The following is a 23,805-nucleotide window of genomic DNA, read 5'->3' on the forward strand; positions in this document are numbered from 1 at the left end:
TCTTCGCTAGACGTTAGCCGACTGAGCGTCCAGTTCGCGAGGATCGCCATTTCTCGACCTGAATGAACTGGCAACCCATCAATCAGAAGCAGGGACTCCACTCGCTCGATCATCGGAGCCGACCGGTGTCCGCGGAATCCGACCGGTAGCGAACAGCGCCGCGACGGCAAGGAATGCCGCGACCGCAAAGGCGACGCGCAGAGCTTCGAGTCTGGCCTCGGAGTTGACGTCGACAATCGCAGCGGACGTCTGCTCGTCCACACCGGCCTGCGCCAAGGAATCTTCGAGTTGGGTGGTCGAGATGAACGGAACACCGGACACCATATTCGTCGTGGCTTGTTGCTGCACCGATACCGGGACAGCCGGATTGTCCTCGATCCCGGCAATCGCCGACGTTGTCAGCGTAGCGATCAGTACCGAACCGATCAGTGCCGTTCCCAACGACGCACCGAGGTTGGTTGCGGTGTTCTGCAATCCGCCCACTTCTGCGCTTTTGTCGTCCGGCAGCGCTGACACCGTGACAGCTCCGAGTTGTGACGACAGAGCGCCCAAACCGAAACCGAGGAACAGCATCGGGACCATCACGATCGCGGCATTTGCGCCCGGATCCATCCCGGCAACCAACAACAGGATCCCGAAGATCATCGACAACAACCCGATGCGGACGACGCGTCGGGGATTCGCCGTCGGCCGGAGCTTCGGAATTCCGATCGCCGCCAGTACGAGTGCCGCCGACAACGGCAGGATTCGTACCCCGGTCTCGAGTGCGCTCAGTTCGAGAACCACCGACAGGAACAGCGGCACCGCAAAAAACACTCCCGCTTGAACGAGGAATTGGGCGAAGAACATCGAAAGTCCGCCCGCAAGTTGCCGATTCCTCAACATTTCCGGATCGACCAGTGGTTCCTTGCCTGCGCTGACCAACCACGCCTCCCAGCGGAGGAAGCCGTAGACAACCAACAGCCCACCGAGCAACAACCACACGACCGGCGACATCCCCAGTAGCTCTGGCCCTTGGGGCTTGGCCTGCAGCCAGCCCCACTCGCTCGAACGTAGAACACCGAACACGATCATGCCCAGCCCCGCAACGGACAACAGCGACCCCACACCGTCGAGGTGACCCTTGGTGGGCGCAACGTCGGCAACCTTTCGCAGCACCAACAAGATCGCGACGACAAGAACAACCTCGCCCAGGAAGACATAGCGCCACGACGCGAAGGTCGTGACGGCGCCACCGATCAGTGGTCCGACGGCAACGGCCATCGCACCGGCGGCGGCCACCAATCCATATGCTGCCGGACGCCTTTCCGCTGCGAAGTTCGATGCCACCAGCGCCACGATCGCCGGCATGATCAATGCCGCACCGATCCCTTCCAGGAGCGACCATCCGATCAGCAACACGGGAAGATTGGGGGCGATTGCCGTCGTGAACGATCCGACTCCGTAGATGACCAGTCCCAACCCGAAGGCCCGTCGCCGGCCGATCATCGAACCCACCTTGCTGCCCGTGATCATCAACGTCGCCATCACCAGGGTGTACAGCGTGATGGCAGTTTGGATGCCGGTAATAGTGGTCCCGATGTCGGCGGCCACCGTCGCCATCGAGACGTTCATGACCGAACTGTCGAGTGTCATCAAGAATTGGCCGCATGCCAACACTGCGAGAACCAAACCAGAACCTGCTCGAGTTGCCGATGTCTGCGCATGGGTCATCGCGCGGGAGTACCCGAACATACGTTCTTTCAAGCAGGTGATTTCCGGGAATTACAACAAGCCCGGTCAGGAACCCTCCAGTGCCAGTCTGTCCGCCCAGGCACCTACGTCGCCGCGCTCCAACGCCACCGCGAGCAACTCCGGAAACTTGTCCGGTGTGCATGCAAAGGCTGGAATCCCCAGCCCACTCAAAGCTGCAGCGTTGTCGTGATCGAACGAGGGTGCGCCGTCGTCGGAAAGTGCCAGCAAGACAACCACCTGCACACCAGCCGCTTTCATCGCGGCCATGCGGCGAAGCATCTCGTTGCGAATCCCACCCTCGTACAGATCGGAGATGAGCACGAACATCGACTCGGACGGCCGCGAAATCAGCGACTGGCTGTAGGCGATAGCTCGGTTGATATCGGTGCCGCCGCCCAGCTGAGTTCCGAACAGCACGTCCACCGGATCCGCCAATTTCTCCGTCAGATCGACCACCGCGGTATCGAAGACGACCAGCGACGTCTTCAGTGCGCGCATCGACGCCAGCACTGCGCCGAATACCGAGGCGTAGACAACACTGGACGCCATCGAACCCGATTGGTCGATCGCCAGGACCACGTCACGTTGCACTGCCGTGGATTTTCGTCCATAGCCGATCAGTCGTTCCGGCACCACAGTGCGATACTCCGGCAGGTAATTCTTCAAGTTCGCCGCGATGGTGCGGTTCCAATCGATATCTCGCAGCTTCGGATTGGACGTCCGGGCAGCACGATTGAGCGCTCCGGTTACCGCAGCTTTGGTCTTCTGAGCAATGCGCTCCTCCACTTCACGCACCACCTTGCCCACCACCATCCGGGCGGTAGCCTTGCTGGCTTCCGGCATCACCTGGTTGAGACTGAGCAGGGTTCCCACCAGGTGCACGTCAGGTTCGACGGCGTCGAGCAGTTCCGGTTCCAGCAGCAAGTGCGTCAGCCCGAGTCGATCTATCGCATCCTTCTGCATCACCTGAACAACGGTGCTGGGAAAATAGGTGCGGATATCGCCCAGCCACCGTGCAACTTTCGGTGCCGACGCACCCAGCCCCGCTGAGCGCCGAGTTCCCTTCGTCGGGATCGAACTGTCGTACAGAGCGGCCAGGGCAGCATCCATCTGCGAGTCTCCCGGCAAGCCGAGTCCACCTGTCGACTCCTCCGCGGATTCACCGAGCATCAAGCGCCATCGCCGTAGCCGCTGGTCGTCTTCGCTCATGCGTTGCCCCCCAAGATATCTGCAACCACGCCCATCGCTGCCCGCCCGCGCCTGGCATCGGTTTCGATTGCAGTCTCCGTGTCACGGCCACCTCGCACTGCCTGCCCGATCGCGCGTCGCTCCCCCGCCTCGAATGCACCGAACGTCCGGCGCAGCAACGGGAGCGTATCGATGAAATCCTGCTCGCGTAGCCGTCCCACCCAACTGTCGATCAAGTCCAGTAACGGTCGATCATGCACCAGGACCAGTCCACCGCCGCCGAGGAAACCGTCAACCCATCCGGCCTTGTCCACTGGCGCACTGCCGATGGACAGAGCCCGCGACAACCTCTGTGCAGCATCGATTTCCGATATCGAACCGGCGTCACGGAGCAACCGGACCATCCGACCCGTCAGGATCCCGTTGACGTCGTCACGGTCGACGAGACCCTCGACCACCTTGAGCCAACGCGCGATGGACTCCGGATCGTCGCGCATCAACACAGCCGCATGCACCTTGTCGAGATGATCACGGAACTCTTCGGCACTGGCATCGTCGAGTCCGGTGACCGCCACCGGCAATCCCGTGCAGATTCGAATCGACAATCCGTCGGCAACTTCCGTCAGCGCAGATACGTCGGTCCCACGAACGTCACCGTAGCGCAGCGTCCGTGTGAGTATCGGCAGCGCAGCCATCAGATGTGTCACGTCATGATCAAGAGCTGCAACAGTTTTGACCCTCGACAGCACCTGCGTCAACGAGTCGGGAAGATCGGCGAGTAGGCACTGTTCCAAGAGTTCGATCAGCTGGGCGAGCACAATATCCGGCGCGTGAATCCGTGCCTCGATTTTGGCCGCAGCTCCGCCCGATACCGTTGTTCCCCACAGCGATGCCTCGATCACCGACACCGCAAATTCCGGCTTCCATTGCAGCGCCCACGTTTCCCGGAAGGTACCCGTCGAACGAACTTCGTCCTCTGTCGGCACACCCCAGTCGATATCGAGGAGAGCCAACCTGTGCAGGAATCGCGACCGCTCCACGTCGATGTCGCGGCGCAAGTCCAGGTCCAGGTTCTTTGCTCCCGCCTGCTGTTTGAGGCGCAGGGTTTTTGCCCGAGCGCGCAAATCTGCTTCCAGCGGAACCGTCGGAGTTTCTTCGGGTACTTCACCCAAAGCCTCACCGACCACCAGTTTTCGGGTGATCAGATCGAGCAACACGTCGTTGCCGTCGCACATCACCGACCTTGTCGCCTCTGTCACCTCGGACAGACCGGCAAGAGGACGAGAGCGTATGACTGCCAATGCTTCTGCCAGTCTCACCGCTTCGATGACGTGCGCGCTGGAGATCGGTAGATCTTCCTCCCGCAGCACCCGGGCAACCTTGGTCAGCCAGCGGGCAACAGTCTTGTCCGGGGCGGTGAACAAGTGGTGATACCAACCCGGCGAGGTGATCCCCGCTCCGTATCCCGATACGGACGCGAGACGCGAATGTGTCCAGGGGACCCACGTCAATGACGTCTTGATCTTGGTCATTCCCTTGAGGATTCGAGAATCCACCGCGGCAGGACCGAGCGGGCCCACCAACGCCGGCGCATGCCACGCACCACAGACGACCGCCACTCGCTGCGCGCCGTCCTTCAAGGTTTTTCGCAACACCTGGCGCATGTACGCCTCGCGATGCGCCGTCTCCTCGTCAATCGGGACGGTCTCCCGAAGCGCCGCCATCGCGTCGGTGATCGCATCGAAGACATCCGGGCTACCCGAACCCGAGTTGGATTCGATGACGGAATCCCACCAGCGCTCGGTGTCGTCGTAGCCTGCAGCCGCAGCCAACTCGGCCAGCGGGTCTCCTTCACGCGTGCTCAGTTCACGCTGGTCCGCCAGCATGTTGTACGCAGGTAAGTCGCAGAAACGAGCCAGCGCACCGTTTTTCGCAGCCCAGTCCAGCGCCTGCCACTCCGGCGAGAACACCGCAAACGGCCAAAAAGCCGCCTTCGCCGGTTCCCCCGACACATACGCAAGCAAAGCAACCGGAGGCGACATGGTCTCTGACGCCGCCAGCATTACCAGCGGATCAGCATCCGCGGGACCTTCGATCAGGACGACCTCCGGAGCAAACTCCTCCAACGCACGCCGAACGGCACGCGCGGAACCTGGCCCGTGATGGCGGATCCCGAAAACTCGGACCCTGCTGTCCTGCATGGCAAATGTCACCCGGTGACCTCGCGGCAGGCTCGGTAGAAGTCGGACCAGTCGCCTCGCTCACGAACCACGGCCTCGAGGTACTCGTTCCACACCACGCGATCCGCTACCGGGTCCTTGATCACCGTACCGAGAATTCCGGCCGCGACGTCTGATGCACGCAGGACACCGTCACCGAAGTGCGCAGACAGCGCCAAGCCGTTGGTGACTACCGAAATCGCCTCTGCCGTTGACAACGTCCCGGACGGGGACTTCAGCTTTGTCCGGCCATCCGCGGTGGTGCCGGAACGCAATTCGCGAAATACCGTGACAACTCGACGAATCTCCTCCGCCGCGGCCGGAACGAGCGGCAACTCCAGTGCGGCACCCAATTGTTCGACGCGCCTGGCCACGATCGCCACCTCGTCTTCCTCATTGGCCGGCAGCGGTAGAACAACGGTATTGAAGCGTCGTCGCAACGCGGAGGACAGATCGTTGACACCACGGTCACGGTCGTTGGCAGTGGTGATGAGGTTGAAGCCCTTGGCCGCCTGCACTTCCATACCCAATTCGGGCACGGGAAGCGTCTTCTCGGACAGAATCGTGATGAGGGCGTCCTGCACGTCGGCCGGGATGCGCGTCAACTCCTCGACTCGGGCGATCTTCCCGGTTTCCATCGCGGTCATCACCGGCGAGGGCACCAACGCGCCCGCGGTAGGGCCTTCGGCCAGCAGACGCGCGTAGTTCCAGCCGTACCGGATCGCCTCTTCCGGTGTGCCGGACGTTCCCTGGACCAAGAGGGTCGACGCTCCCGAAATCGCCGCCGAAAGGTGCTCGGACACCCAGGTTTTAGCGGTCCCCGGCACCCCGAGCAAGAGGAGCGCGCGGTCGGTGGCGAGGGTCGCGACGGCGACTTCCATCAGCCGGCGAGGGCCCACGTACTTGGGTGAAATGACGGTACCGTCGTCGAGAGTCCCACCCAGCAGGTACGTGACCACCGCCCAGGGTGAGAGGTTCCACGACGGTGGCCGCGGACGCGTGTCGGCCGCGGCCAGTGCGGCCAATTCATGTGCGTATTCCTGCTCGGCGTGCGGACGCATCAGTGAGGTCGGATCAACAGTGGCACTCATGTGAGCTCCTCGAGCAGTGTCTTGCGGTGGACAATGGCGTTGGCGGTCTTGACAAAAGCTTGTTGCCAGTCGAGATCACGGGCACGCTCGGCCGCCCGGCCGAGCAAAGTTACTGCGCTGTACGGGAAGCCGGCCTGCGCAAGGCGCAGCGAGTCGGCATATTTGTAGCGGGAGAACTCGGCTGATCTAGCCCCGCCGGCTGCACGCCTGGCCGCAACGCGCTCCCACTGCGCAATCACGGAGGCCGTGATGTCTTCCGGCCACGGACGAGGCAGCGCCTGAAAGATCGCCGCTCGGTCCGGGTGCAGGATGTTCGCGTCACCGGTCCCGGACAGGAGCAGATCAGCCAGATCACGCGGCGGAATCATCGAGAGCAGGCGCCTGTCGGTGGACAGACCACGCATGCGGAAGATCGCCTGAGCCCACTCCGAATTATGTTGGAGTACAGCGGCTGTGGACCAGGCGTCATGAAGGATCGGTTCCCACGTTCGCTCGACACTCAGGTTCGGAACCTCGACTGGTTGCCCGATCATGGTGTTCCACATAGACAATGGCGCTGCGCTGATCGCCTGCCGAACATACTCGGCGCGGTAGTCGGTGTGCGGGTTCGGCCGATCCTCGATCCCGTCGCGTCTCGCAGCCGCATCGATTTCTTCAGGGGCCTCGACCACCATTCGCGTACCGGACTGTGTCCGTTCGATCCGCACCCACTCCTGGACGCGCCGGGCCATACGTTCGCCGAAAGGTGACTGCGGCAGTCGGGCGAGAACCGTCGCCGCTTCGCGCCGGACGTCCTTGCGCCTGTCGTCGAGGGCACGTTCGAGCAAGGACACGTCCTCGGTACTCAACCCCGTGACGAGAGCAGCGACAAACGCCGCTTTATGTTCTCCCCGTTCCGTTTCCCAGGATTGCGCCAGCTCTGCCGACGCCTTCGTCGGTTCGCTCCGGCGAGTATTTGTCAGCCATCGGAGACGTTCTGCCGGCGTTCCGTGTCGCCACCCGCCAACGTCGCCGCTGTGGCTGCGAATCAGCATGGACCACTCTGGATTTCGGGCTGCTAGCCACTGACCGCGCTCACCGACGATGCGCAGGATGTTCTCTCGGTAGGCCTCACCGGCTCGCGCATGGGCGAGTAATTCCGCGACCAGATGATCCGGTGCCCGGAAGTTTCGCTCGATTGCCAGCGCAAACCACTCGTCGAGTAGCGTCGCTTTGGCGGCCAGCATGGACAGCAGATGCGCCGAAGACGATTCGGGGAGAATCAGCCGCGGATCGTCCTCTGCGGGCGCTGGCACATCAGCAGTGACGGAACCTGCTCCCCCGGCGCGGTAAGCCCTGGCCAGTGCCGCCGACTCGAGCAGCACTACTGCCGGATCGCCGCCGAGTTGCGCAGCAGCCGAACGGACATCGACCGGAAGATCCTCGAAACTCGGTGCTGTACGCGATGTTCCGAGCAGAGCTGCCGACATGAGAGTGCTCACAGTGCCATCACCTGACCGTTCACGAATACCGAGAATGCCTCGAAACACCGGGCATTCCACGTTCCACAGATGCTCACCGGGTACCCGCCCGAAATTCCGAGGAGGGTCCACATCATGCGTGAATCACCCTCCGCTGGAAGCGCTTCGCCGGAGCGGTCGACCAGAAACCATGATCCGTCGACATACGACGGTGTGACATCGGTGACCACAACCGGCCACGATCGCAGCCACGGATCAGCGCTGACTGCGTCGGTGTAACTCTGCAGTGCCGCTTCAATGTTCCCCGGCGGCAGGGTTGTGAACGGCTCCGCGTCAGCGTGTGTTGTTCCGAGTCGTGCCCGCAGCGCTGCCGCGCCGGGATAAAAATGCAGGTCTGCGTCGACTACATGCCCGACCGGCGGCACGACACCCGAGAAATTGGGGGAGCCGTGGGAGAAGTCGAGCAGAATAGCCCAGCGCCCCGTAGCTCGCCCCAGGAGCCAGGTGGTGCGGGTGAAGAGCCGTTTCTCCTCGGTGATGCGTGAACCCATCACCATCCAGTGTTCGCGAACAGCAGGCAGTTCCATCACACTCTCGGTGGACACGGGGTATCCGACGTGTGCCCGCACCGAATCTCGAAGCGGACCGGAAAGTCGGTCCATCTTCTGGTGCGCAACCACAAGGAGATGCAGACGCACGAGTTCACTCAAAATCATGTCCGGCCAGTTCTCGGCCCCGGCCACTGCCCCGGCCAGTGACCGCAGCGCTCCGGCAACCCCGGGGGCCTGCGCGTCGACCATGCGTGCGGCCACTCCGTCCAGCGCTTCCCAGGAAGTATCCATCGATGCCAGGCCCCCACGGATCTGGTCGGTTATCCACAGGTCCAATTCTGCCAATCCGCTTGCCACTCGCTCGGCACGTTTCTGCGCGGTGGCTGGATCGGCAACCGCTTTGGCTGCGGGAGCCGGTTGCGCAGCGGCCTTCTCTTCACGCCTTGCCAACCACTCCGCAGCGAAGTCCGGCGGCTGCGAGGCCACCGGGACGCGTCCGGTCGACCATTCGAGAAGCAGGCCGAGTGCGTGCTTGCACGGAAACTTGCGGCTGGGACACGAGCACTTGTATGCCGGGCCACTCAGGTCGACTATCGCCTGGTAGGGCTTCGATCCACTGCCTTGGCACAGTCCCCAGATCGCCTTCTCGACCTGCCCCGTCTGCGACCACGACCCTGCCAGTTTCTGCGCAGCTGCCAACGAGGTGGCGTCGGGAGCCGCCGACGCCACCTGGCCGGCAGTCCACGGCGAAGTCACTCAGACACCGTAGGTCACGCTGCCGACACCACCGCGCCGAGACCGCTCACCAGGCACAACCATAAATATCGAAAAAAGTTTGGGGCACCGTGTCGAGAATCCGTGACTTGCTTCGTCCCTGTAGTGAAGTACCACCAGAATGGGTGGCACCAACCCCGAGGAGAAACACGATGGCCAAGTACTTGCTTCTCAAGCACTACCGCGGCGCCCCGGCTTCGGTCAACGACGTTCCCATGGATCAGTGGACACCGGAGGAGATCACGGCCCACATGCAGTACATGCAGGACTTCGCAGATCGACTCGAGGGAACGGGCGAGTTCGTCGACGGTCAGGCGCTCGCCCCTGAGGGCACGTTTGTCCGGTACGACGGTGAGGGTCGTCCGCCCGTCACCGACGGGCCGTTCGCGGAGACCAAGGACCTCATCGCCGGCTGGATGGTGATCGATGTCGACAGTTACGACCGTGCTGTCGAATTGACCGGTGAGTTGTCGGCAGCGCCAGGAGCAGGCGGAAAGCCGATCCACGAGTGGCTCGAATTGCGTCCCTTCCTGACGGCGCCGCCCACGATCACGGACTGACTTGCATCAGATGAACGACGTCTTGCTCCGGAACCTCACTCCGAGCGTGCTCGCAATCCTCGTCCGCCGCGGAGCAAATTTCGCGGCGGCCGAGGATGCCGTGCAGGATGCGCTGCTCGAGGCAGTCCGGGTCTGGCCGGACAACCCGCCGCGGGATCCGAAGGGCTGGTTGGTCACGGTGGCCTGGCGGCGATTCCTCGACGCGACCCGAGCGGATGCTGCCCGCACGAAGCGCGAGCAGCAACTCGACGAAGAACCGGCGCGTGAGTCCGCGCCCGCGGTGGACGACACTCTCCAGCTCTACTTTCTGTGTGCCCACCCGTCGCTGACGTCGTCGTCCGCGGTCGCGCTCACACTTCGGGCTGTCGGCGGGCTGACGACCCGCCAGATCGCCGAGGCTTACCTGGTCCCCGAGTCGACAATGGCGCAGCGCATCAGCCGGGCCAAGCGCACCGTCTCCCGGGTGCGCTTCGACCAGCCGGGCGATGTCTCCACCGTGTTGCGCGTCCTCTACCTGGTCTTCAACGAGGGGTACTCGGGGGATGTCGACCTCGCTGGCGAAGCTATCCGGCTCACCCGGCAGCTCGCGTCCGCGATCGACCACCCCGAAGTGGCTGGGTTGCTCGCCCTCATGTTGCTCCACCACGCCCGGCGGGCTGCCCGAATCTCGCCCGACGGCAATCTTGTGCCGCTTGCAGAGCATGATCGCAGCCTGTGGGACACCGAGACGATCAGCGAGGGGATCACGATTTTGCACGCGGCGCTCGCGCGTGACCGACTCGGTGAGTATCAGGCTCAGGCCGCCATCGCAGCACTACATGCTGACGCGCTCACCGCCGAGGAGACGGACTGGGTTCAGATCGTCGAGTGGTACGACGAACTCGAGCAACTCACCGACAGCCCGGTTGTCCGACTCAACCGAGCAGTCGCCGTGGGCGAGGCCGACGGAGCGCGCGCCGGTCTCGCGGCACTCGCGATGCTGGACAAGTCACTGCCCCGCCACACCGCGGTGGCAGCGTATCTCCACGAGCGCGGCGGCGATCTCACAACGGCGGCAGCGCTTTACAGCGAGGTGGCGTACAAGGCAACCAACCTCGCCGAACGCGACCACCTCACACGCCAGGCCTCCCGGCTCAACTCCCGCCGGAGTGCAGACTGACGTCGTCGCTCTCCGACAGATCTGCCACTGCGAGCGGCCGCCGGGAAAGCCGCTGAGCGATAATCGCGCAAACGATCAGCTGAATCTGATGGAAGATCATGAGTGGCAACATGATCAGCCCCACCTGACTGCCACCGAACAACACAACAGCCATCGGCACCCCCGACGCGAGGCTCTTCTTGGATCCGCAGAACAGGACGACGATGCGGTCCTCGACAGAGAATCCGAGCACCTTGCCAATCACCAGCGTGACGCCGAGAACCACGGAAAGAAGTGCGACACACACCCCAAAGAGCACAGCAATTTGACCAGGTTGCACTGTGCTCCAGATATTTTCGTTCATCCCCTCACTGAAGGCTGCATAGACAACCAAGACGATCGAACCGCGATCTACCAGCTTCGTAGGCTTGGCATTGCGCTTCAACCACTCGCCGATCCAGGGGCGCAACAACTGTCCGAGAAAGAACGGCACCAACAACTGGAACACGATCGCAATGATCGAACTCGCGTCGACATGAACATCTCCGGTGGTGTTCATCAGCAGGATCACCAGCAACGGAGTCACGAAGACACCCACCAGGTTGGAGAACGACGCGCTGACAACAGCACCTGCGACGTTGCCGCGGGCTATCGAGGTGAACGCAATGGACGACTGGACCGTCGAGGGCACAAGGCACAGGAAGAGGATTCCGGTGTACAACTCGTCGGAAAGAACTGACGGAACGAGTATGCGCAGCGCCAGCCCGAGCAACGGAAAGACGACAAAGGTCACGGCCAGGATCACCGAATGCAGTCGCCAGTGCTTCACGCCCTGCCAGGCCTCGGACGGAGACAGCCGTGCTCCGTAGATGAGGAACAGCAGCCCGATCGCCACCTTGGTGGCCCACCCCAGCACATCGGCGGCTGCCCCAGCGGCCGGAAATACGCTGGCCACACCCACCGCGGCGAGGATCGCGAGAATGAAGCCGTCGATGTAGAACCTGCTCAGAAACTTCACGCTGCACACGCTACGACGCACAGCATTATCGCAATAGCAGATGAAGGCTATATTAGTTATCGCGATCTGCGATAGGAGTTCATGGTGCTCGATCCGATACTGCTCCGAACCTTCCTCGCGGTCGAACACACCGGAGGATTCACCGCGGCAGCCAAGCAGCTCGGACTGCGCCAACCGACAGTCAGCGGGCACATCACAAAACTCGAGAAGGAGATCGGGCGCGAGCTGTTCGCCCGTGACACACACCGGGTGGTTCTGACTTCCGACGGCGCCGCGATGCTGGGATTCGCCCGCGAGATCATCGGAGCACAGGAAAAGGCGATGCACCACTTCGGCGGTACGGAACTGACGGGCCACATCCGCTTCGGAGTATCGGAAGACCTTGTTTCGCAGACACTTCCCAACATTCTTCTCGAATTTCGGCGCAATCATCCCGGCGTGGACCTGGACCTCTCCGTGGGGCTCAGTGAGGAAATCCACGCACAGTTGAGGGCAGACAAACTCGACCTGGCCTTCGTCAAGCGTCGCACTGGCGAGCGACACGGCCAGCTCGTGTTCGACGATCGACTGGTGTGGGCGGGCCCCGTCGGAGCGAAACCTGAACTCACCGAACCGATCCCCGTTGTCACCTATCACCCACCGAGCCTGACGCGTGATGCCGCCCTGACAGCGCTCGATCACGCGAAGCTCCCCTACCGGATCACCTGCACGACAAAAGGCCAGCTGGGGCTACGCGCGGCAGCCCTGGCCGGCTTGGGATTCATCGTTCACAGCGAAAGTCTCCTACCGTCGGATCTGGTCCCGGTCGAGGGACTTCCGAGCCCCGGACGCATTCAGTTCACACTGATCACCACGGGGCGCCGCAAACAATCGGCCCCCGAACAGGCCCTGACCCGCGCAATCGTCGAAAACACCCACCGCCTACGGTTCCCGGCCGCGAGCTCGTAATCGACGAGACCTTCCTCAACCCGGTAGACGCAATACCGATCGACCAAGCAATTCACACACCTGCAATGCCAGAGCCAAATCCAGCTTGTCGCGCCCGACGACAACGGGGTCACCGAGCGCTTTGTTGATGCGGTACTTCACGGTATTGCGGTGGAGATTCATCTGGTTGGCGGTATGGAGGTGACTTTCACCGTTCGCAAAGTACACGCTCAATGTTGTGCGCAGCGATGCCGCAGCCGGCGTATCGGCGGCCAAGGGCCCCAGCACTTCCCACACCCAAGACTTGGTCGCGTCGAGATTGTCCGACAGGAGAGACACCACAGCGATGCCTCGATCACCAAAACTCACGAGTGGACGGCCCGGTGTATCCGGCACTGTTGCAACAGAATAGGCGGCGCGCGCTTGCTCATGCGAACGCTTGAATCCTGACATCCCTTGCCCGGGAAGACCGACGGCAACACGGGTACCACCGTCGAGTGGCACGGTTGCCGACAGCACCTGCAGATCCGGTGCCGGAATGCGGCGCCCGAAAGGCAACCACGCCCACACCGTTCGACGGTCGATCGCGGTGACGATCACGGATTTGTCAGCGCCGGCCGCCGCGCCGAGATCACGCACCAGGCGATCCAGGGCATTGAAGCCCAACGCATCGGCGTCCCACGTCGACCAGGCAACCACGGCAATGTGGTTCTGGTCCAGCCGATAACCTGTCTCGGCTTCGAAACTACTCGCGTCTGCGCCGGTTCCCGACAACAGCGCGTGGATCGCGGCCGAATGCAAGTTGCCCTGTGCGTTGATCCACCGACTTCGCTCCTGTTCGTACGCATCGAACACGTACAACGTAATCCAGTCGATGTAGCTGTACACCACATCCGAAGTGTGTTTCAGGACAGCCAAAGTCAACCGGGCAGGAATGTCGAGAGCACTGACCTCGTCATGGCAGATCCTCATCAGATCACCCTGCCCCATGTGATATGCCCGCACCAACGAGTTGGACGGGACGTCCCGTTGAGCGAGCCTGAGCGCGTATTCCACTGCAGCAGTAGTGGGCTGGAGATGATCGATGGGGATGTCGTTGGCCAGCACGTGGATGATCGTCGTGACATTTCCCTGGACGCTGGCTTCGAGCATCTCGATCAAATTGGCATCGTTATCCAACTGGTCGATTTCGTGAGCCATCATGACGCTCATTTCACGCGCAATTTCAGCACTGCGCGCTTCGAGCCGTCGCGCCAATTCTGCAACCACGGCAAGAACTTCCGGTTCGGCAGCAGCCGGCACCCGGGCGAGGCGCCGCCGTGCGACGGCGTCTCGATCCTTGTGCGAGGGACCAGTCACAAAACCTCCGCGCCCTTCCGTCTGAGATACTTCAATGCGGATTCGGCCGCGTTGTACCCGCACATTCCGTGTGCACCGGCCCCTGGTGGCGTCGACGCCGAGCACAGGTACATGCCCTCGATCCCCGTACTGTACGGATCGACTGCAATGCGCGGACGCAGAACCACCTGTAGTTCGGAATTGGCTCCTCCGATGATGTCACCACCGACCTGATTCGGATTGTCGTGTGCCAGATCTGCGGTACTACGACTCGATATCGCCACGATCTGCTCCCGGAACCCCGGCGCAAACCTCTCGATCTGGCGAATGATCGCCTCCGTGGCATCCCCGGCATACCCGTGTGGCACATGCGCATAGGTGTACAGCGGATGGATGTTCCCGGCAGAGCGGGTGGGATCAGCCACGTACTGCTGACCGACAAGTACAAACGGCCGCTCCGGCATGCGCCCCGCATTCGTCTCGCGCTCAGCTGCCACGATTTCGTCGAAACCACCTGCCAGATGAACTGTTCCGGCCCGAGCGCAATCCGGATTGGTCCACGGCACATGACCTTCGATCGCAAAATCGACTTTGAAAGCTCCGGGGGCCTGCTTGAACTTCCGATAGGCCTTTGCCACTCGGGCGGGGAGACGATCCCCCAGAATTTCGAGAGCACCAGCTGGATTGACATCCATCAGAACAACATCGGCGTCGGGAATCTCGGATACGGTGCGCACCCGAACTCCGGTGTCGATCTTGCCGCCGTGATCGAGGAGCATCGATGCCATGGCATCGGTGATCGACCGCGAACCGCCCTCGGCGACCGGCCACCCGTGGCGGTGACCTGCAGCGGTAATCATCAACCCCACGGCCGACGTCGCGGGACGGTGAAGCGGATAGAAGGCGTGCGCAGCCACTCCGCCGAACAACGCCTTGCCCTTCTCCGTCTTCCACAGTTTTGCGATCACGGTTGCCGGAAGCAATGCGCGCGGACCGAAAGCCGCAAGCCGCAGCGGATGACGCGGGACGTTCACGATCGGTCGCATCAGATCGGACGCCAGAGCGTCGAATCCCGTCGACAAGTCGCCGAACATGCGTTGCCATCGCTGCCCGTCCGCGCCGAGACCCGCCGCGGTCTGCTCCAGCGAGCGGTACAGGACACCGGCGTCGCCGTTGTCGAGCGGATGCGCACAGTCCACCTCGGCCCACCGCCAGTTCAGCCCGTAGCGCTCGAGGTCGAGCTTGGACAGGTACGGCGAGCCGATCCCCATCGGGTGAAACGCCGAGCAGTGATCGTGGATCAACCCGGGTACGTCGATCGGACCGGAGCGGGTGCCCCCGCCGATCTGGTCGGCGGCCTCGAGCACCTGCACGTCCACACCGCTCCGCGCAAGGTGTACCGCGGCAGCGAGCCCGTTCGGCCCGCTGCCGACAACTACGGCCTTTGTCACTTACCCACCTCTTGCTCGATACTGGTCTTCGTCCGCATCCTCGGTTCGGAGACGACCTGCGGATCTGTTGCTGCGCGGTCGGCTCGTACGTCCAGTGTCCACTGAACGTCGAACGGAATGGGCCCGTTCGGCAACCACGGTTGTTCGGCAACTGCGTCGGCAACCTTGAAGGTGCCCCGTTCGATGACGCCCAAGGCCGCGTCGATCACCTTGTACGCCTGAGTGCCCTTGTGGATGGGCTGGGATTCGATCCACGTCACCAGGAACTCGCCCGGCGCGAAGTTGCAACGACGCTGGATCGCCGCGATCATCTTCTCGTCGTGCAGATGTCCGTCGCCGAAGTTGAAGGCAACGATGGAGTTGCACATGAACTCAGCCTCCCGCAGGGAGTACGTGTTGATGTCCTCACCGAGATGACGGAGCATGAGCGAGAACAGTGCACGCCCCTGACTGTGCATGGAACGCCAGCCCAACAGTTGGTGCAGAACGACGTCGGACACGTCTTCGGGGTACATGGTCATCAACTGATTGCGGGTGTCAGGCGACGGGCGCTTGATGTTCTGGTCGATCTTGGCTTCGGCGCCCGGCGCAAATGCCCACGTCGCAGATGCCCAGTTTCCGGCGTACTGACGCATCGAGGGCAGGAACGACACCAGATCGGGCCGGAGATTGCCGAGAATCGGGAAGAAGGCAAGGGCTGCAACAATTCCCGCGGTAATCCACGGTGAAGACATGGCGCCGAGGCCGTAACCGTCCCACGCCGGGAATCCCAGGAACAGGAAGGCCGCGGCGTAAGCGAACAGTAGGTTCCATTCCAGCGGAACGGCCAGCGGGAAGGTCGAGGCGATGAACAGGTGGAATCCGACCATGAGGATCACGGCAAGAATGGTCAGAGTCTTGTTGGTGGAGAACAGCAGTATCAACGGGGTGACAATCTCGACCATCGTTCCGGCCACGTGCGCGACGCCGCCACCGAGGTGCGAGGGACGCAGATCCTCGGGGAAGTTGCGATAGTGCGCACGCTTGATCTTCTTCGACGGAATCCACGGGGTGTTACTCAACATCGGGGGAACCACCAGTGAGAAGTGGCGACCGAACTTCGAGATACCGGCGCCGATCCACACCATGACGATCAGCAACTTGAGCGCCAGGATCATGTCGACGAACGGCAGGAACGTGAAGAAGAAGATCGCAGGAAGGTACTGTTCACTGCGCGCGGCGATGAACGGAACCTTGTCGCGCAGACCGAGAATCAGCATCAGCACCAGGAACGAGTACAGGGCGGTCGGACGCACGAGTCCCGCGTTGTCGGCTATCGCCGCGTCGATTCCCGTGGTGTGCACTCCTGGAAGCACAGTGGCAACAAGCAGATTGGCGACAGCAGCGACGTAGATGAGAACGTCGAAGACCGTGCGGGAGTCACCGGAGGTGAGCGGAACCTTGCCCGGCCACGGTGGCAGACGAATCGTTCCGGGCCGAATCCAGTAGAGGACGCCGCCTGTCATCGGCTTGAAGTGGCCGGCCAGCGGACCCCACGAACCTGCTAGGCCCAGCATCTCGAGCATCATCGTCCAGAGGATGAGCTTCTGGTAGACGATGGGCTGATTCCACCATGACCCTGGATCGACCCAGGAGAGACCGGAAGTCAGTGTCGCAACTGCCGTTCCGGCTAACAGGTAGAGAAACAGCAATTTCATGATGTAGACGGTGTGGACCATCTTCGGCGTCCCGAACCCGTAGTCCACCCAGTGTGTGGACATGTCTCGTAAACGCTCGAGGAAAGGCTTGTCCATGAACGTAGCCGGGTCGACGGGAGGGAAGTTTCCTTCTTTGAATCCCATGATGTGCTCCTGATGTGCAATATGTGGGCATGACGGATCAACTCGACGCATGTCATCGAGTTATTCGGTACTGCGGGTATGTGGCTAGCGAGCGGGTTCGACGCTCAATGCTCGTCGCATTCCAGGTTTGTCGATCTTGCCCACCGGGTTTCGGGGTAGCGCATCGACGACGTAGATCGCCACTGGCAGCTTCACGCGGGTGAGCAGTGCCGTGACATGTTCGAGCAGTTCATCTTCTGTGACAGGCGAATCCGGATACGCAACGACATAGGCAACAGGTACCTCTCCGTAGACCTCGTGTGGAGCCCCGATCACAGCGGCCTCCAGCACGGCAGGATGGGCGGCAAGCGAATTTTCGATTTCCTTGGGGTAGATGTTTTCTCCCCCGCGGATGATCATGTCTTTGATGCGGTCGACCAGAGTCAGGTAGCCATCCTCGTCCAGAACTCCGACGTCGCCCGTGTGCAGCCAGCCGTCGACAACCGTTTTTGCCGTCTCTTCCGGCCGGTTCAGGTAGCCGCGCATCACGTTGGCGCCCTTGATGATTACCTCGCCCGCGATTCCTACCTGAGCAAGAGTCCCGTCGTCGGCGAGGATCGCGATCTCTTGCCCGGGTAACGCTGGGCCGACTGTGCCGAGTTTGCGAATGCCGTCATAGGGATTACACGCCGACGCACACGTTCCCTCAGTCAGTCCGTAGCCTTCCACGATGACAAAACCGAAACGCTCCTCGGCGCGTTCGAGGAGTTCTCTACTGATCGGCGCGGCGCCACAGACACCCAGTCGCAATGACGACGTGTCGAACGTTGCACCTTCGGACTGTGAGGTCAGCATCGCGTAGATCGCGGGAACCGCGGAAAAGTAGGTGGGCCGCAAGCGGGCCACGTCGTCGAAGAACCTTGATACCGAAAACTTTCCGGTGATGCTGACCTGACCGCCGACGATCAGCGGAGCGAGAATGCTCACGCAAATGGCATTGACGTGGAACAACGGCAACACCAGCAGACAATGATCTGTCGCTGTAATGCCGATACTGCGCCCCATCGACGACGCCATGAACTGCAGGTTCGCATGGGTCAGCATGACGCCCTTGGGGGTACCCGTAGATCCACTGGTGTAGATCAAGAGTGCGAGGTCATCTTCCGCCACAGGGACGTCCGGCAGCGGTACTGATGGTGGTTCAACAGCCAGATCGTCGACGCACAGCACTGCGCGTCCACCGCTCGGAGAATCAACTCCAGCCGTAACAACCAGTTGCGCACCGGAATCCATGATCTGATAGTCAGCCTCATTGGCCGTGAACATCGGATTGATGGGTGTCGCAGCGGCGCCGACGCGCCAGGCCGCCATGATTGCTGTCACCAACTCGACTCGGTTGGGAAGCATGATCGCAATGATGTCACCGCGCCCGATACCCCGGCTCGAGAGTTGCGCCGCAACAGCTTCTACACGATCGGCGAACTCCGTATAGGTCAGTTCGCTTCGATCATCACGAAGGCACGGAGCTGATCCGTACTTCTTTGCCAGATCGGGGGCCAGATATCCGATGTCCACCACGTGAGTCAGCACCTTTCATTGCATGTGACTCAGAACACTATCGGCGATCTGGAGCCGAAGAAACGGTCGCGGGGGCTCAACTTGTCCAAAATCTTTGTCCCCGGAGCACAAGTGGTCAGGCACTCGATTGAGGCAAGATTTCGTGCGCACGAGCAGCAACGGCCTCGGCGATTCGCACCAGAATCGGCGGCGACAATTTCCACTGCTGCCAGAACAGCGGCACGTCGTAGACAGAGTCCGGATCGAACCCGACCAGCGTATCCGCCGATTCGAGGCTTTGCAGCTCAGGGAGCAGGCCCCAGCCGTACCCCAGTCGCACCGCGTCCGAAAAGCCCGCGGATGAGGGCACCTGGTGACGAGGGGGATCAACGGGATACCCGACCTTCCTGTCCAAGTACCTGTCCTGCAGCAGATCCTTGCGGTTGAACACCACCATCGGTGCCAGTGAAAGTGCTTCTGCCGTAACACCGTCAGCAAACCATCTGTCACAGAATTGGGCACTGGCCATCGGCCGGTAGCGCAGGATTCCGAGCCGACTCGACGTGCAACCCTGAACTGGCGCCGCCGCCGAGGTTATTGCTGCCATCACCGACCCGTCACGTAAGAGATCGGTTGTGTGGTCCTGATCGTCGATATGAAAATCGAAACTCGCTTCGGCCGTGAAATCCGCCAGCACATGAAGTACCCAGGTGGACAACGAGTCCGCGTTGACTGCGACCGGGATACGAGCCAGAGAACCCAGCGTGTCGTCAAGACCCAACTCACGCACCGTATCCCGCGTGAGTGCATCTATCTGACGAGCCAAGCGCAATACTTCGCGCCCCGAGTCGGTGACCTGAACCGGTTTGGTGCGTTGCAGCAGGATCCGGCCAACCGCACGTTCGAGTGCTTTGATCCGCTGACTGACCGCAGATGGCGTGATGTGCAGTTTCCTGGCGGCAGCGTCGAATGTTCCCTCATCTACCGCGGCGTGGAGCGCCTTCAACTGCTCAATGTCCAGCATAATCTGAAGCTACTCTTATGTAGCCTAAGAATCATTAGCTGGACTGCCGATTGTTCAGTAGCCAGGCTGGTCACATGCTCAGTAACAGTGACCCGACGTCCGCCGTCGTCGGTTTTGGTGTCGGACTCTCGTTGATCGTCGCGATCGGCGCACAGAATGCCTTTGTTCTTCGCCAAGGTCTGACGCGCTCGCATATACTCCCAATTGTGGCAGTCTGCGCCATATCCGACGCAATTCTGATACTCGCAGGCATCAGCGGAATTGGGGCCCTGCTCGAGCATGCACCGTCACTGATCACGTTCGTTCGTATTGCCGGTGCGGTTTTCCTACTCAGCTACGCAGTGTTCGCTTCCAAACGGGCCCTCCGACCTCAGACGTTGGCACCGGATCAGCATGGCAACGGGTCGAGGCTCACCGCCATCACAATGGCATTGGCGCTCACCTGGCTGAACCCGCACGTCTATCTGGACACCGTCGTGCTCATGGGTTCAATTGCCAACGGACGCGGCGAGATCGGACGCTGGTGGTTTGCCACCGGCGCCATCACAGCCAGCGCAATTTGGTTTGCCGCTCTCGGTTACGGCGCCCAGTTGTTGACGCCACTTTTTGCCAAACCCAACGCCTGGAGAATTCTCGACGCCATCATCGCCGTGATGATGACGGTTCTCGGAGTCAGCTTGCTACTCGAACTTTGAACCCCGGTTCTTCCCGCTCGATCAGCGACGGCTTCCGGGTGACCGAAGTTCGTATCCCGTTCACTGGACATCGACAACCGCGCCCGGGTGAGGCCGTGCTTAAAATCACGTTACGTCGACGTCGAGGACATCGCTGACGCCATGGTTCTCCGCTTCGAGTTCGAAATCGACACCACCCGCGCCGTGCAGAGCAGGGAAGCAGAAAGGCTGAATGATGATGAACTGGAACGAAGAATACGATGTGCTGGTGGTCGGTTCCGGCGGCGGCGGCGTCACCGGCGCCTACACGGCGGCCCGTGAGGGACTGACCGTGAACCTTGTCGAGGCGACCGACAAGTTCGGCGGCACCACCGCATATTCCGGCGGCGGCGGGGTCTGGTTTCCGTGCAACCCGGCGTTGCAACGCGCGGGCACCGACGACACTATCGAGGACGCGCTCGAGTATTACCACGCCGTAGTCGGAGACCGCACGCCTCGTCAGCTACAGGACACATACGTCCGCGGCGGCGGACCCCTGATCGAGTACCTCGAGCAGGACGAAAACTTGAAGTTCGAAATGCTGCCGTGGCCAGACTATTTCGGCAAGGCACCCAAAGCCCGTCTCGACGGACAGCGGCACACCATGCCCACCCCGTTCCCCGTCTCACGAGCACCCGAACTGCGAGAGGTCGTGCGCGGCCCCCTCGACTCGGAGCGTCTAGGGACCCCACAGCCCGAGGACTTCTTCATCGGCGGACGAGCACTGATTGCCCGCTTCCTCAAAGCCATCGAGAAATACCCGAATGCGAAGGTGGCCTTGAACAGTCCGCTTGTCGAGCTTGTAGTCGAGGAAGGCGCCGTCGTCGGCGGTATCGTCGAACGCGATGGCACACGCGTCGCCATCCGTGCCCGAAGGGGCGTGCTTCTGGCAGCCGGCGGTTTCGAGGCCAATGACGAACTGCGGCAGAAGTACGGCGTTCCCGGTCAGGCCCGCGACACCATGGGGCCCGGGGCCAACCTCGGCAAAGCGCATCAGGCCGCTATCGCAATCGGCGCTGACGTTGATCTGATGGATCAGGCCTGGTGGTCACCAGGACTGACCCATCCCGACGGACGTTCGGCGTTCGCACTGTGGTTCACCGGCGGCATCTTCGTCAACCAGAACGGTGAACGGTTCGTCAACGAGTCGGCTCCGTACGACCGACTCGGGCGCGATGTGATCGCTCAGATGAAACAGGGCACCGTCACCCTGCCGTATTGGATGATCTACGACGACAGGGAGGGCGCCCGTCCGCCGGTTCAAGCACCGAACGTGTCGATGACAGAGACTGAAAAGTACGTCGACGCCGGCCTGTGGCACACCGCCGACACGCTCGAGGCGCTCGCCGAAAAGATCGGAGTGCCATCCGAAACGCTGGTGGCGACGGTCGCTCGATTCAACAAAATGGTCGAAAGCGGAGTCGACGAGGACTTCGGCCGTGGTGACGAAGCCTACGATCGTGCGTTCTCGGGCGGCGAATCACCGCTCGTGGCGATCGAGCACGGCCCGTTCCACGCGGCGGCCTTCGGAATCTCCGACCTCGGCACCAAGGGCGGGTTGCGCACCGACACAGCGGCACGAGTCCTCGATACCTCGGACAACCCGATTCCCGGCCTGTACGCGGCGGGAAACACCATGGCTGCGCCGAGTGGAACCGTCTACCCCGGCGGCGGTAATCCCATCGGTACCAGCATGCTTTTCAGTCACCTCGCCGTGCGGAACATTATCTCCGAGCGCACGTAACGCCAGTTCCGGACAGGCGGCTTTGCCGGAGCCGTCGGAAAGCCCGAGGTGCGGTCAATCCCGCAGCGACACAACCAGCATAAATGCGTTACCGTGCACACGACGCACGTTCCACGCAATTCACGTTTCGAGAGTTCTGACCGTCAGGTAGGGACTGAGCACGATGACCGCGGACGATACCGGCAACGAACCGCGCGAGGATAGCCGCGGGTTGATGTTGCTGTGTCTACTCGCGATCGTCGCCGGAGTCTGTGTCGGCTTCGTCGGTGGGGCGTTCCGTTGGTGCCTGCGCAAGGCGGACGGTCTCCGCGAGACGATCCTGGAATGGTCACACGGGATTCCCTATGTCGGCTGGCTTGTCCCCGTTGCACTGGTGGCGTCATGCACAGCGCTTGCCGTCGTGATCGTGCAACGTGTGCCGCTGGCAGCGGGAAGCGGCATCCAGCATGTGGAAGCCGTCTTCCGCGGCGAGACACAACCTCCACCTCTTGTCCTCGTGCCCGCAAGATTTGTCGGCGGCCTGCTGGCGATCGGCTCGGGGCTCGTTCTCGGCCGCGAAGGTCCCACCGTGCATATGGGTGCGGCGATCGGAGCAGAAGCAGGACGACGAGCACGACTTTCGGAACCCGATGTGCGGCTGCTTCAAACATCCGCGGCCGGAGCTGGACTCGCCGTCGCCTTCAACGCCCCCATCGGTGGCGCGTTGTTCGTCTGTGAGGAGGTCACCAAATCGTTCCGGCTCCGAACGGTGCTTCCCACGCTGTTCGGCGTAGCAGTGGCGGTGGCATGCTCACGGCTGGTGATAGGTAATCGGCCTGACTTCGCGGTCGGCACCGTCCCCAGTCCGCACATTGCACTTCTACCGCTGTTCGTCGTCTTCGGACTGTTGACCGGGCTACTGGGAATCCTCTACAACCGCCTGATTCTGGGCATGCTCGAACTTGTTGCACGCCAACGTCGTATTCCGCCGACCGTCATCGGAGCGATAATCGGCGCTGTCATCGGAGTCGTCCTGTTTCTCAATCCGCTGGTCGGTAGCGGCGGCGATACCGTCTCGCAGATGCTTGTCGGCGGGCGCACTTTTGTCCTGCCGATTCTGCTGCTGTACCTCGTTGTTCGATTCTTCACCGGCCCGCTGTCCTACGCCGCCGGAACTCCTGGTGGCCTTTTTGCTCCGCTTCTCGCACTCGGCGCCCTCTGGGGTTCGTTATTTGCCGGGCTCGCAAGCTTCGTTCCCGGAGTGGACGCCGGAGTTACAGTCGCGATGGCGATGGTCGGTATGGCCGCGCTCTTCGGCGCCGTGGTGCGGGCGCCTTTTACCGGCATCGTGATCGTCGTGGAGATGACGGCCGTGACTTCTGTCCTCGTTCCGATGCTCGCCGCCACCGCTGCCGCAGTTCTTGTCGCGACGTTGGCCGGGTCGGCGCCTATTTACGACAGTTTGCGCGAACGGATGCTGCAAGGCCAACGCCCACCTCGCACGTAGCGAAGTGGGCGT

At 61.9% G+C, this 23,805-nt stretch carries 18 protein-coding genes and 1 pseudogene; 7 read left to right on the top strand and 12 right to left on the bottom strand.

Features of this window, described 5'->3' with window-relative positions; translation table 11 throughout:
• Positions 1–78 precede the first annotated feature (78 nt).
• From FFI94_RS28845 to FFI94_RS28870, 6 genes are all read right to left on the bottom strand, one after another.
• Positions 79–1,713: an MFS transporter gene (locus tag FFI94_RS28845; RefSeq protein WP_138873476.1), complete on the bottom strand. Its 1,635-nt coding sequence runs from the start codon at positions 1,711–1,713 to the stop codon at positions 79–81.
• Between the two features lie 66 nt (positions 1,714–1,779).
• The gene (locus tag FFI94_RS28850) at positions 1,780–2,943 is read right to left on the bottom strand and encodes a VWA domain-containing protein (protein WP_138870844.1); all 1,164 of its coding nucleotides are present in this window, start codon (positions 2,941–2,943) and stop codon (positions 1,780–1,782) included.
• Complete coding sequence (locus tag FFI94_RS28855; RefSeq protein ID WP_138873477.1) at positions 2,940–5,123, bottom strand: DUF5682 family protein; 2,184 nt, start codon at positions 5,121–5,123, stop codon at positions 2,940–2,942. Before FFI94_RS28855 ends, FFI94_RS28850 begins: the two co-directional genes overlap by 4 nt.
• An 8-nt stretch (positions 5,124–5,131) precedes the next feature.
• Positions 5,132–6,232, bottom strand: a complete 1,101-nt coding sequence (locus FFI94_RS28860; RefSeq protein ID WP_138870845.1) for an AAA family ATPase — start codon at positions 6,230–6,232, stop codon at positions 5,132–5,134.
• On the bottom strand, positions 6,229–7,713 hold the full coding sequence (locus tag FFI94_RS28865; protein ID WP_138870846.1) for a DUF5691 domain-containing protein: 1,485 nt from the start codon (positions 7,711–7,713) through the stop codon (positions 6,229–6,231). Before FFI94_RS28865 ends, FFI94_RS28860 begins: the two co-directional genes overlap by 4 nt.
• Positions 7,710–8,999 carry an SWIM zinc finger family protein gene (locus FFI94_RS28870; protein WP_138870847.1) on the bottom strand — a complete coding sequence of 430 codons (1,290 nt, stop codon included), beginning with the start codon at positions 8,997–8,999 and terminating at the stop codon, positions 7,710–7,712. Before FFI94_RS28870 ends, FFI94_RS28865 begins: the two co-directional genes overlap by 4 nt.
• A gap of 170 nt (positions 9,000–9,169) precedes the next feature.
• Between FFI94_RS28870 and FFI94_RS28875 the strand changes: the two genes are divergently transcribed.
• Both FFI94_RS28875 and FFI94_RS28880 read left to right on the top strand, forming a co-directional pair.
• The gene (locus FFI94_RS28875; protein WP_138870848.1) at positions 9,170–9,577 is read left to right on the top strand and encodes a YciI family protein; all 408 of its coding nucleotides are present in this window, start codon (positions 9,170–9,172) and stop codon (positions 9,575–9,577) included.
• A gap of 10 nt (positions 9,578–9,587) precedes the next feature.
• Entirely contained in the window at positions 9,588–10,736 is a 1,149-nt protein-coding gene (locus tag FFI94_RS28880; RefSeq protein ID WP_138870849.1) for an RNA polymerase sigma factor, read from the top strand.
• On the opposite strand, the gene FFI94_RS28885 is transcribed toward FFI94_RS28880, so the two are convergent.
• Entirely contained in the window at positions 10,711–11,733 is a 1,023-nt protein-coding gene (locus tag FFI94_RS28885) for a bile acid:sodium symporter family protein (protein ID WP_138870850.1), read from the bottom strand. The two genes, FFI94_RS28880 and FFI94_RS28885, sit on opposite strands and share 26 nt — an antisense overlap.
• A gap of 81 nt (positions 11,734–11,814) precedes the next feature.
• Between FFI94_RS28885 and FFI94_RS28890 the strand changes: the two genes are divergently transcribed.
• Positions 11,815–12,681: a LysR family transcriptional regulator gene (locus FFI94_RS28890; protein WP_138870851.1), complete on the top strand. Its 867-nt coding sequence runs from the start codon at positions 11,815–11,817 to the stop codon at positions 12,679–12,681.
• A 15-nt stretch (positions 12,682–12,696) separates the two neighbouring features.
• Here FFI94_RS28890 and FFI94_RS28895 read toward each other — a convergent pair whose 3' ends face one another.
• From FFI94_RS28895 to FFI94_RS28915, 5 genes are all read right to left on the bottom strand, one after another.
• Positions 12,697–14,019, bottom strand: coding sequence for a CdaR family transcriptional regulator (locus FFI94_RS28895; protein WP_138870852.1), 1,323 nt, complete (start codon positions 14,017–14,019; stop codon positions 12,697–12,699).
• The gene (locus FFI94_RS28900) at positions 14,016–15,449 is read right to left on the bottom strand and encodes an NAD(P)/FAD-dependent oxidoreductase (protein ID WP_138870853.1); all 1,434 of its coding nucleotides are present in this window, start codon (positions 15,447–15,449) and stop codon (positions 14,016–14,018) included. The genes FFI94_RS28895 and FFI94_RS28900 overlap by 4 nt, the downstream gene beginning before the upstream one ends.
• Complete coding sequence (locus FFI94_RS28905) at positions 15,446–17,290, bottom strand: DUF3556 domain-containing protein (protein ID WP_138870854.1); 1,845 nt, start codon at positions 17,288–17,290, stop codon at positions 15,446–15,448. Before FFI94_RS28905 ends, FFI94_RS28900 begins: the two co-directional genes overlap by 4 nt.
• Positions 17,291–17,374: 84 nt before the next feature.
• A complete protein-coding gene (locus tag FFI94_RS28910) occupies positions 17,375–18,847 on the bottom strand; it encodes a class I adenylate-forming enzyme family protein (protein WP_138870855.1) in 1,473 nt (490 codons plus the stop codon).
• Positions 18,848–18,962: 115 nt separating this feature from the next.
• Entirely contained in the window at positions 18,963–19,850 is an 888-nt protein-coding gene (locus FFI94_RS28915; protein WP_138870856.1) for a LysR family transcriptional regulator ArgP, read from the bottom strand.
• Positions 19,851–19,924: 74 nt separating this feature from the next.
• On the opposite strand from FFI94_RS28915, the gene FFI94_RS28920 reads away from it, so the two are divergent.
• The 4 genes and pseudogenes from FFI94_RS28920 to FFI94_RS28935 all read left to right on the top strand — a co-directional run bounded on the left by FFI94_RS28920 (position 19,925) and on the right by FFI94_RS28935 (position 23,793).
• Positions 19,925–20,545: a LysE/ArgO family amino acid transporter gene (locus FFI94_RS28920; RefSeq protein WP_138870857.1), complete on the top strand. Its 621-nt coding sequence runs from the start codon at positions 19,925–19,927 to the stop codon at positions 20,543–20,545.
• Between the two features lie 111 nt (positions 20,546–20,656).
• A pseudogene (locus FFI94_RS34400) lies at positions 20,657–20,845 on the top strand (hypothetical protein); the annotation flags it as partial.
• Positions 20,760–22,307: an FAD-binding protein gene (locus tag FFI94_RS28930; RefSeq protein ID WP_138870859.1), complete on the top strand. Its 1,548-nt coding sequence runs from the start codon at positions 20,760–20,762 to the stop codon at positions 22,305–22,307. The pseudogene FFI94_RS34400 and the gene FFI94_RS28930, both read left to right, overlap by 86 nt.
• 163 nt (positions 22,308–22,470) lie before the next feature.
• Positions 22,471–23,793, top strand: a complete 1,323-nt coding sequence (locus tag FFI94_RS28935; RefSeq protein ID WP_138870860.1) for a ClC family H(+)/Cl(-) exchange transporter — start codon at positions 22,471–22,473, stop codon at positions 23,791–23,793.
• The last annotated feature ends 12 nt before the right edge of the window (positions 23,794–23,805 follow it).

It is taken from the genome of Rhodococcus sp. KBS0724, assembly GCF_005938745.2.
GTDB lineage: Bacteria > Actinomycetota > Actinomycetes > Mycobacteriales > Mycobacteriaceae > Rhodococcus_F.

Coding starts and splice junctions, on each gene's coding strand:
- FFI94_RS28935 (WP_138870860.1), top strand. CDS start 22,471: ATGACCGCGGACGATACCGGCAACGAACCGCGCGAGGATAGCCGCGGG.
- FFI94_RS28855 (WP_138873477.1), bottom strand. CDS start 5,123: ATGCAGGACAGCAGGGTCCGAGTTTTCGGGATCCGCCATCACGGGCCA.
- FFI94_RS28905 (WP_138870854.1), bottom strand. CDS start 17,290: ATGGGATTCAAAGAAGGAAACTTCCCTCCCGTCGACCCGGCTACGTTC.
- FFI94_RS28930 (WP_138870859.1), top strand. CDS start 20,760: ATGATGAACTGGAACGAAGAATACGATGTGCTGGTGGTCGGTTCCGGC.
- FFI94_RS28890 (WP_138870851.1), top strand. CDS start 11,815: ATGGTGCTCGATCCGATACTGCTCCGAACCTTCCTCGCGGTCGAACAC.
- FFI94_RS28850 (WP_138870844.1), bottom strand. CDS start 2,943: ATGAGCGAAGACGACCAGCGGCTACGGCGATGGCGCTTGATGCTCGGT.
- FFI94_RS28920 (WP_138870857.1), top strand. CDS start 19,925: ATGCTCAGTAACAGTGACCCGACGTCCGCCGTCGTCGGTTTTGGTGTC.
- FFI94_RS28875 (WP_138870848.1), top strand. CDS start 9,170: ATGGCCAAGTACTTGCTTCTCAAGCACTACCGCGGCGCCCCGGCTTCG.
- FFI94_RS28880 (WP_138870849.1), top strand. CDS start 9,588: ATGAACGACGTCTTGCTCCGGAACCTCACTCCGAGCGTGCTCGCAATC.
- FFI94_RS28860 (WP_138870845.1), bottom strand. CDS start 6,232: ATGAGTGCCACTGTTGATCCGACCTCACTGATGCGTCCGCACGCCGAG.
- FFI94_RS28845 (WP_138873476.1), bottom strand. CDS start 1,713: ATGACCCATGCGCAGACATCGGCAACTCGAGCAGGTTCTGGTTTGGTT.
- FFI94_RS28915 (WP_138870856.1), bottom strand. CDS start 19,850: ATGCTGGACATTGAGCAGTTGAAGGCGCTCCACGCCGCGGTAGATGAG.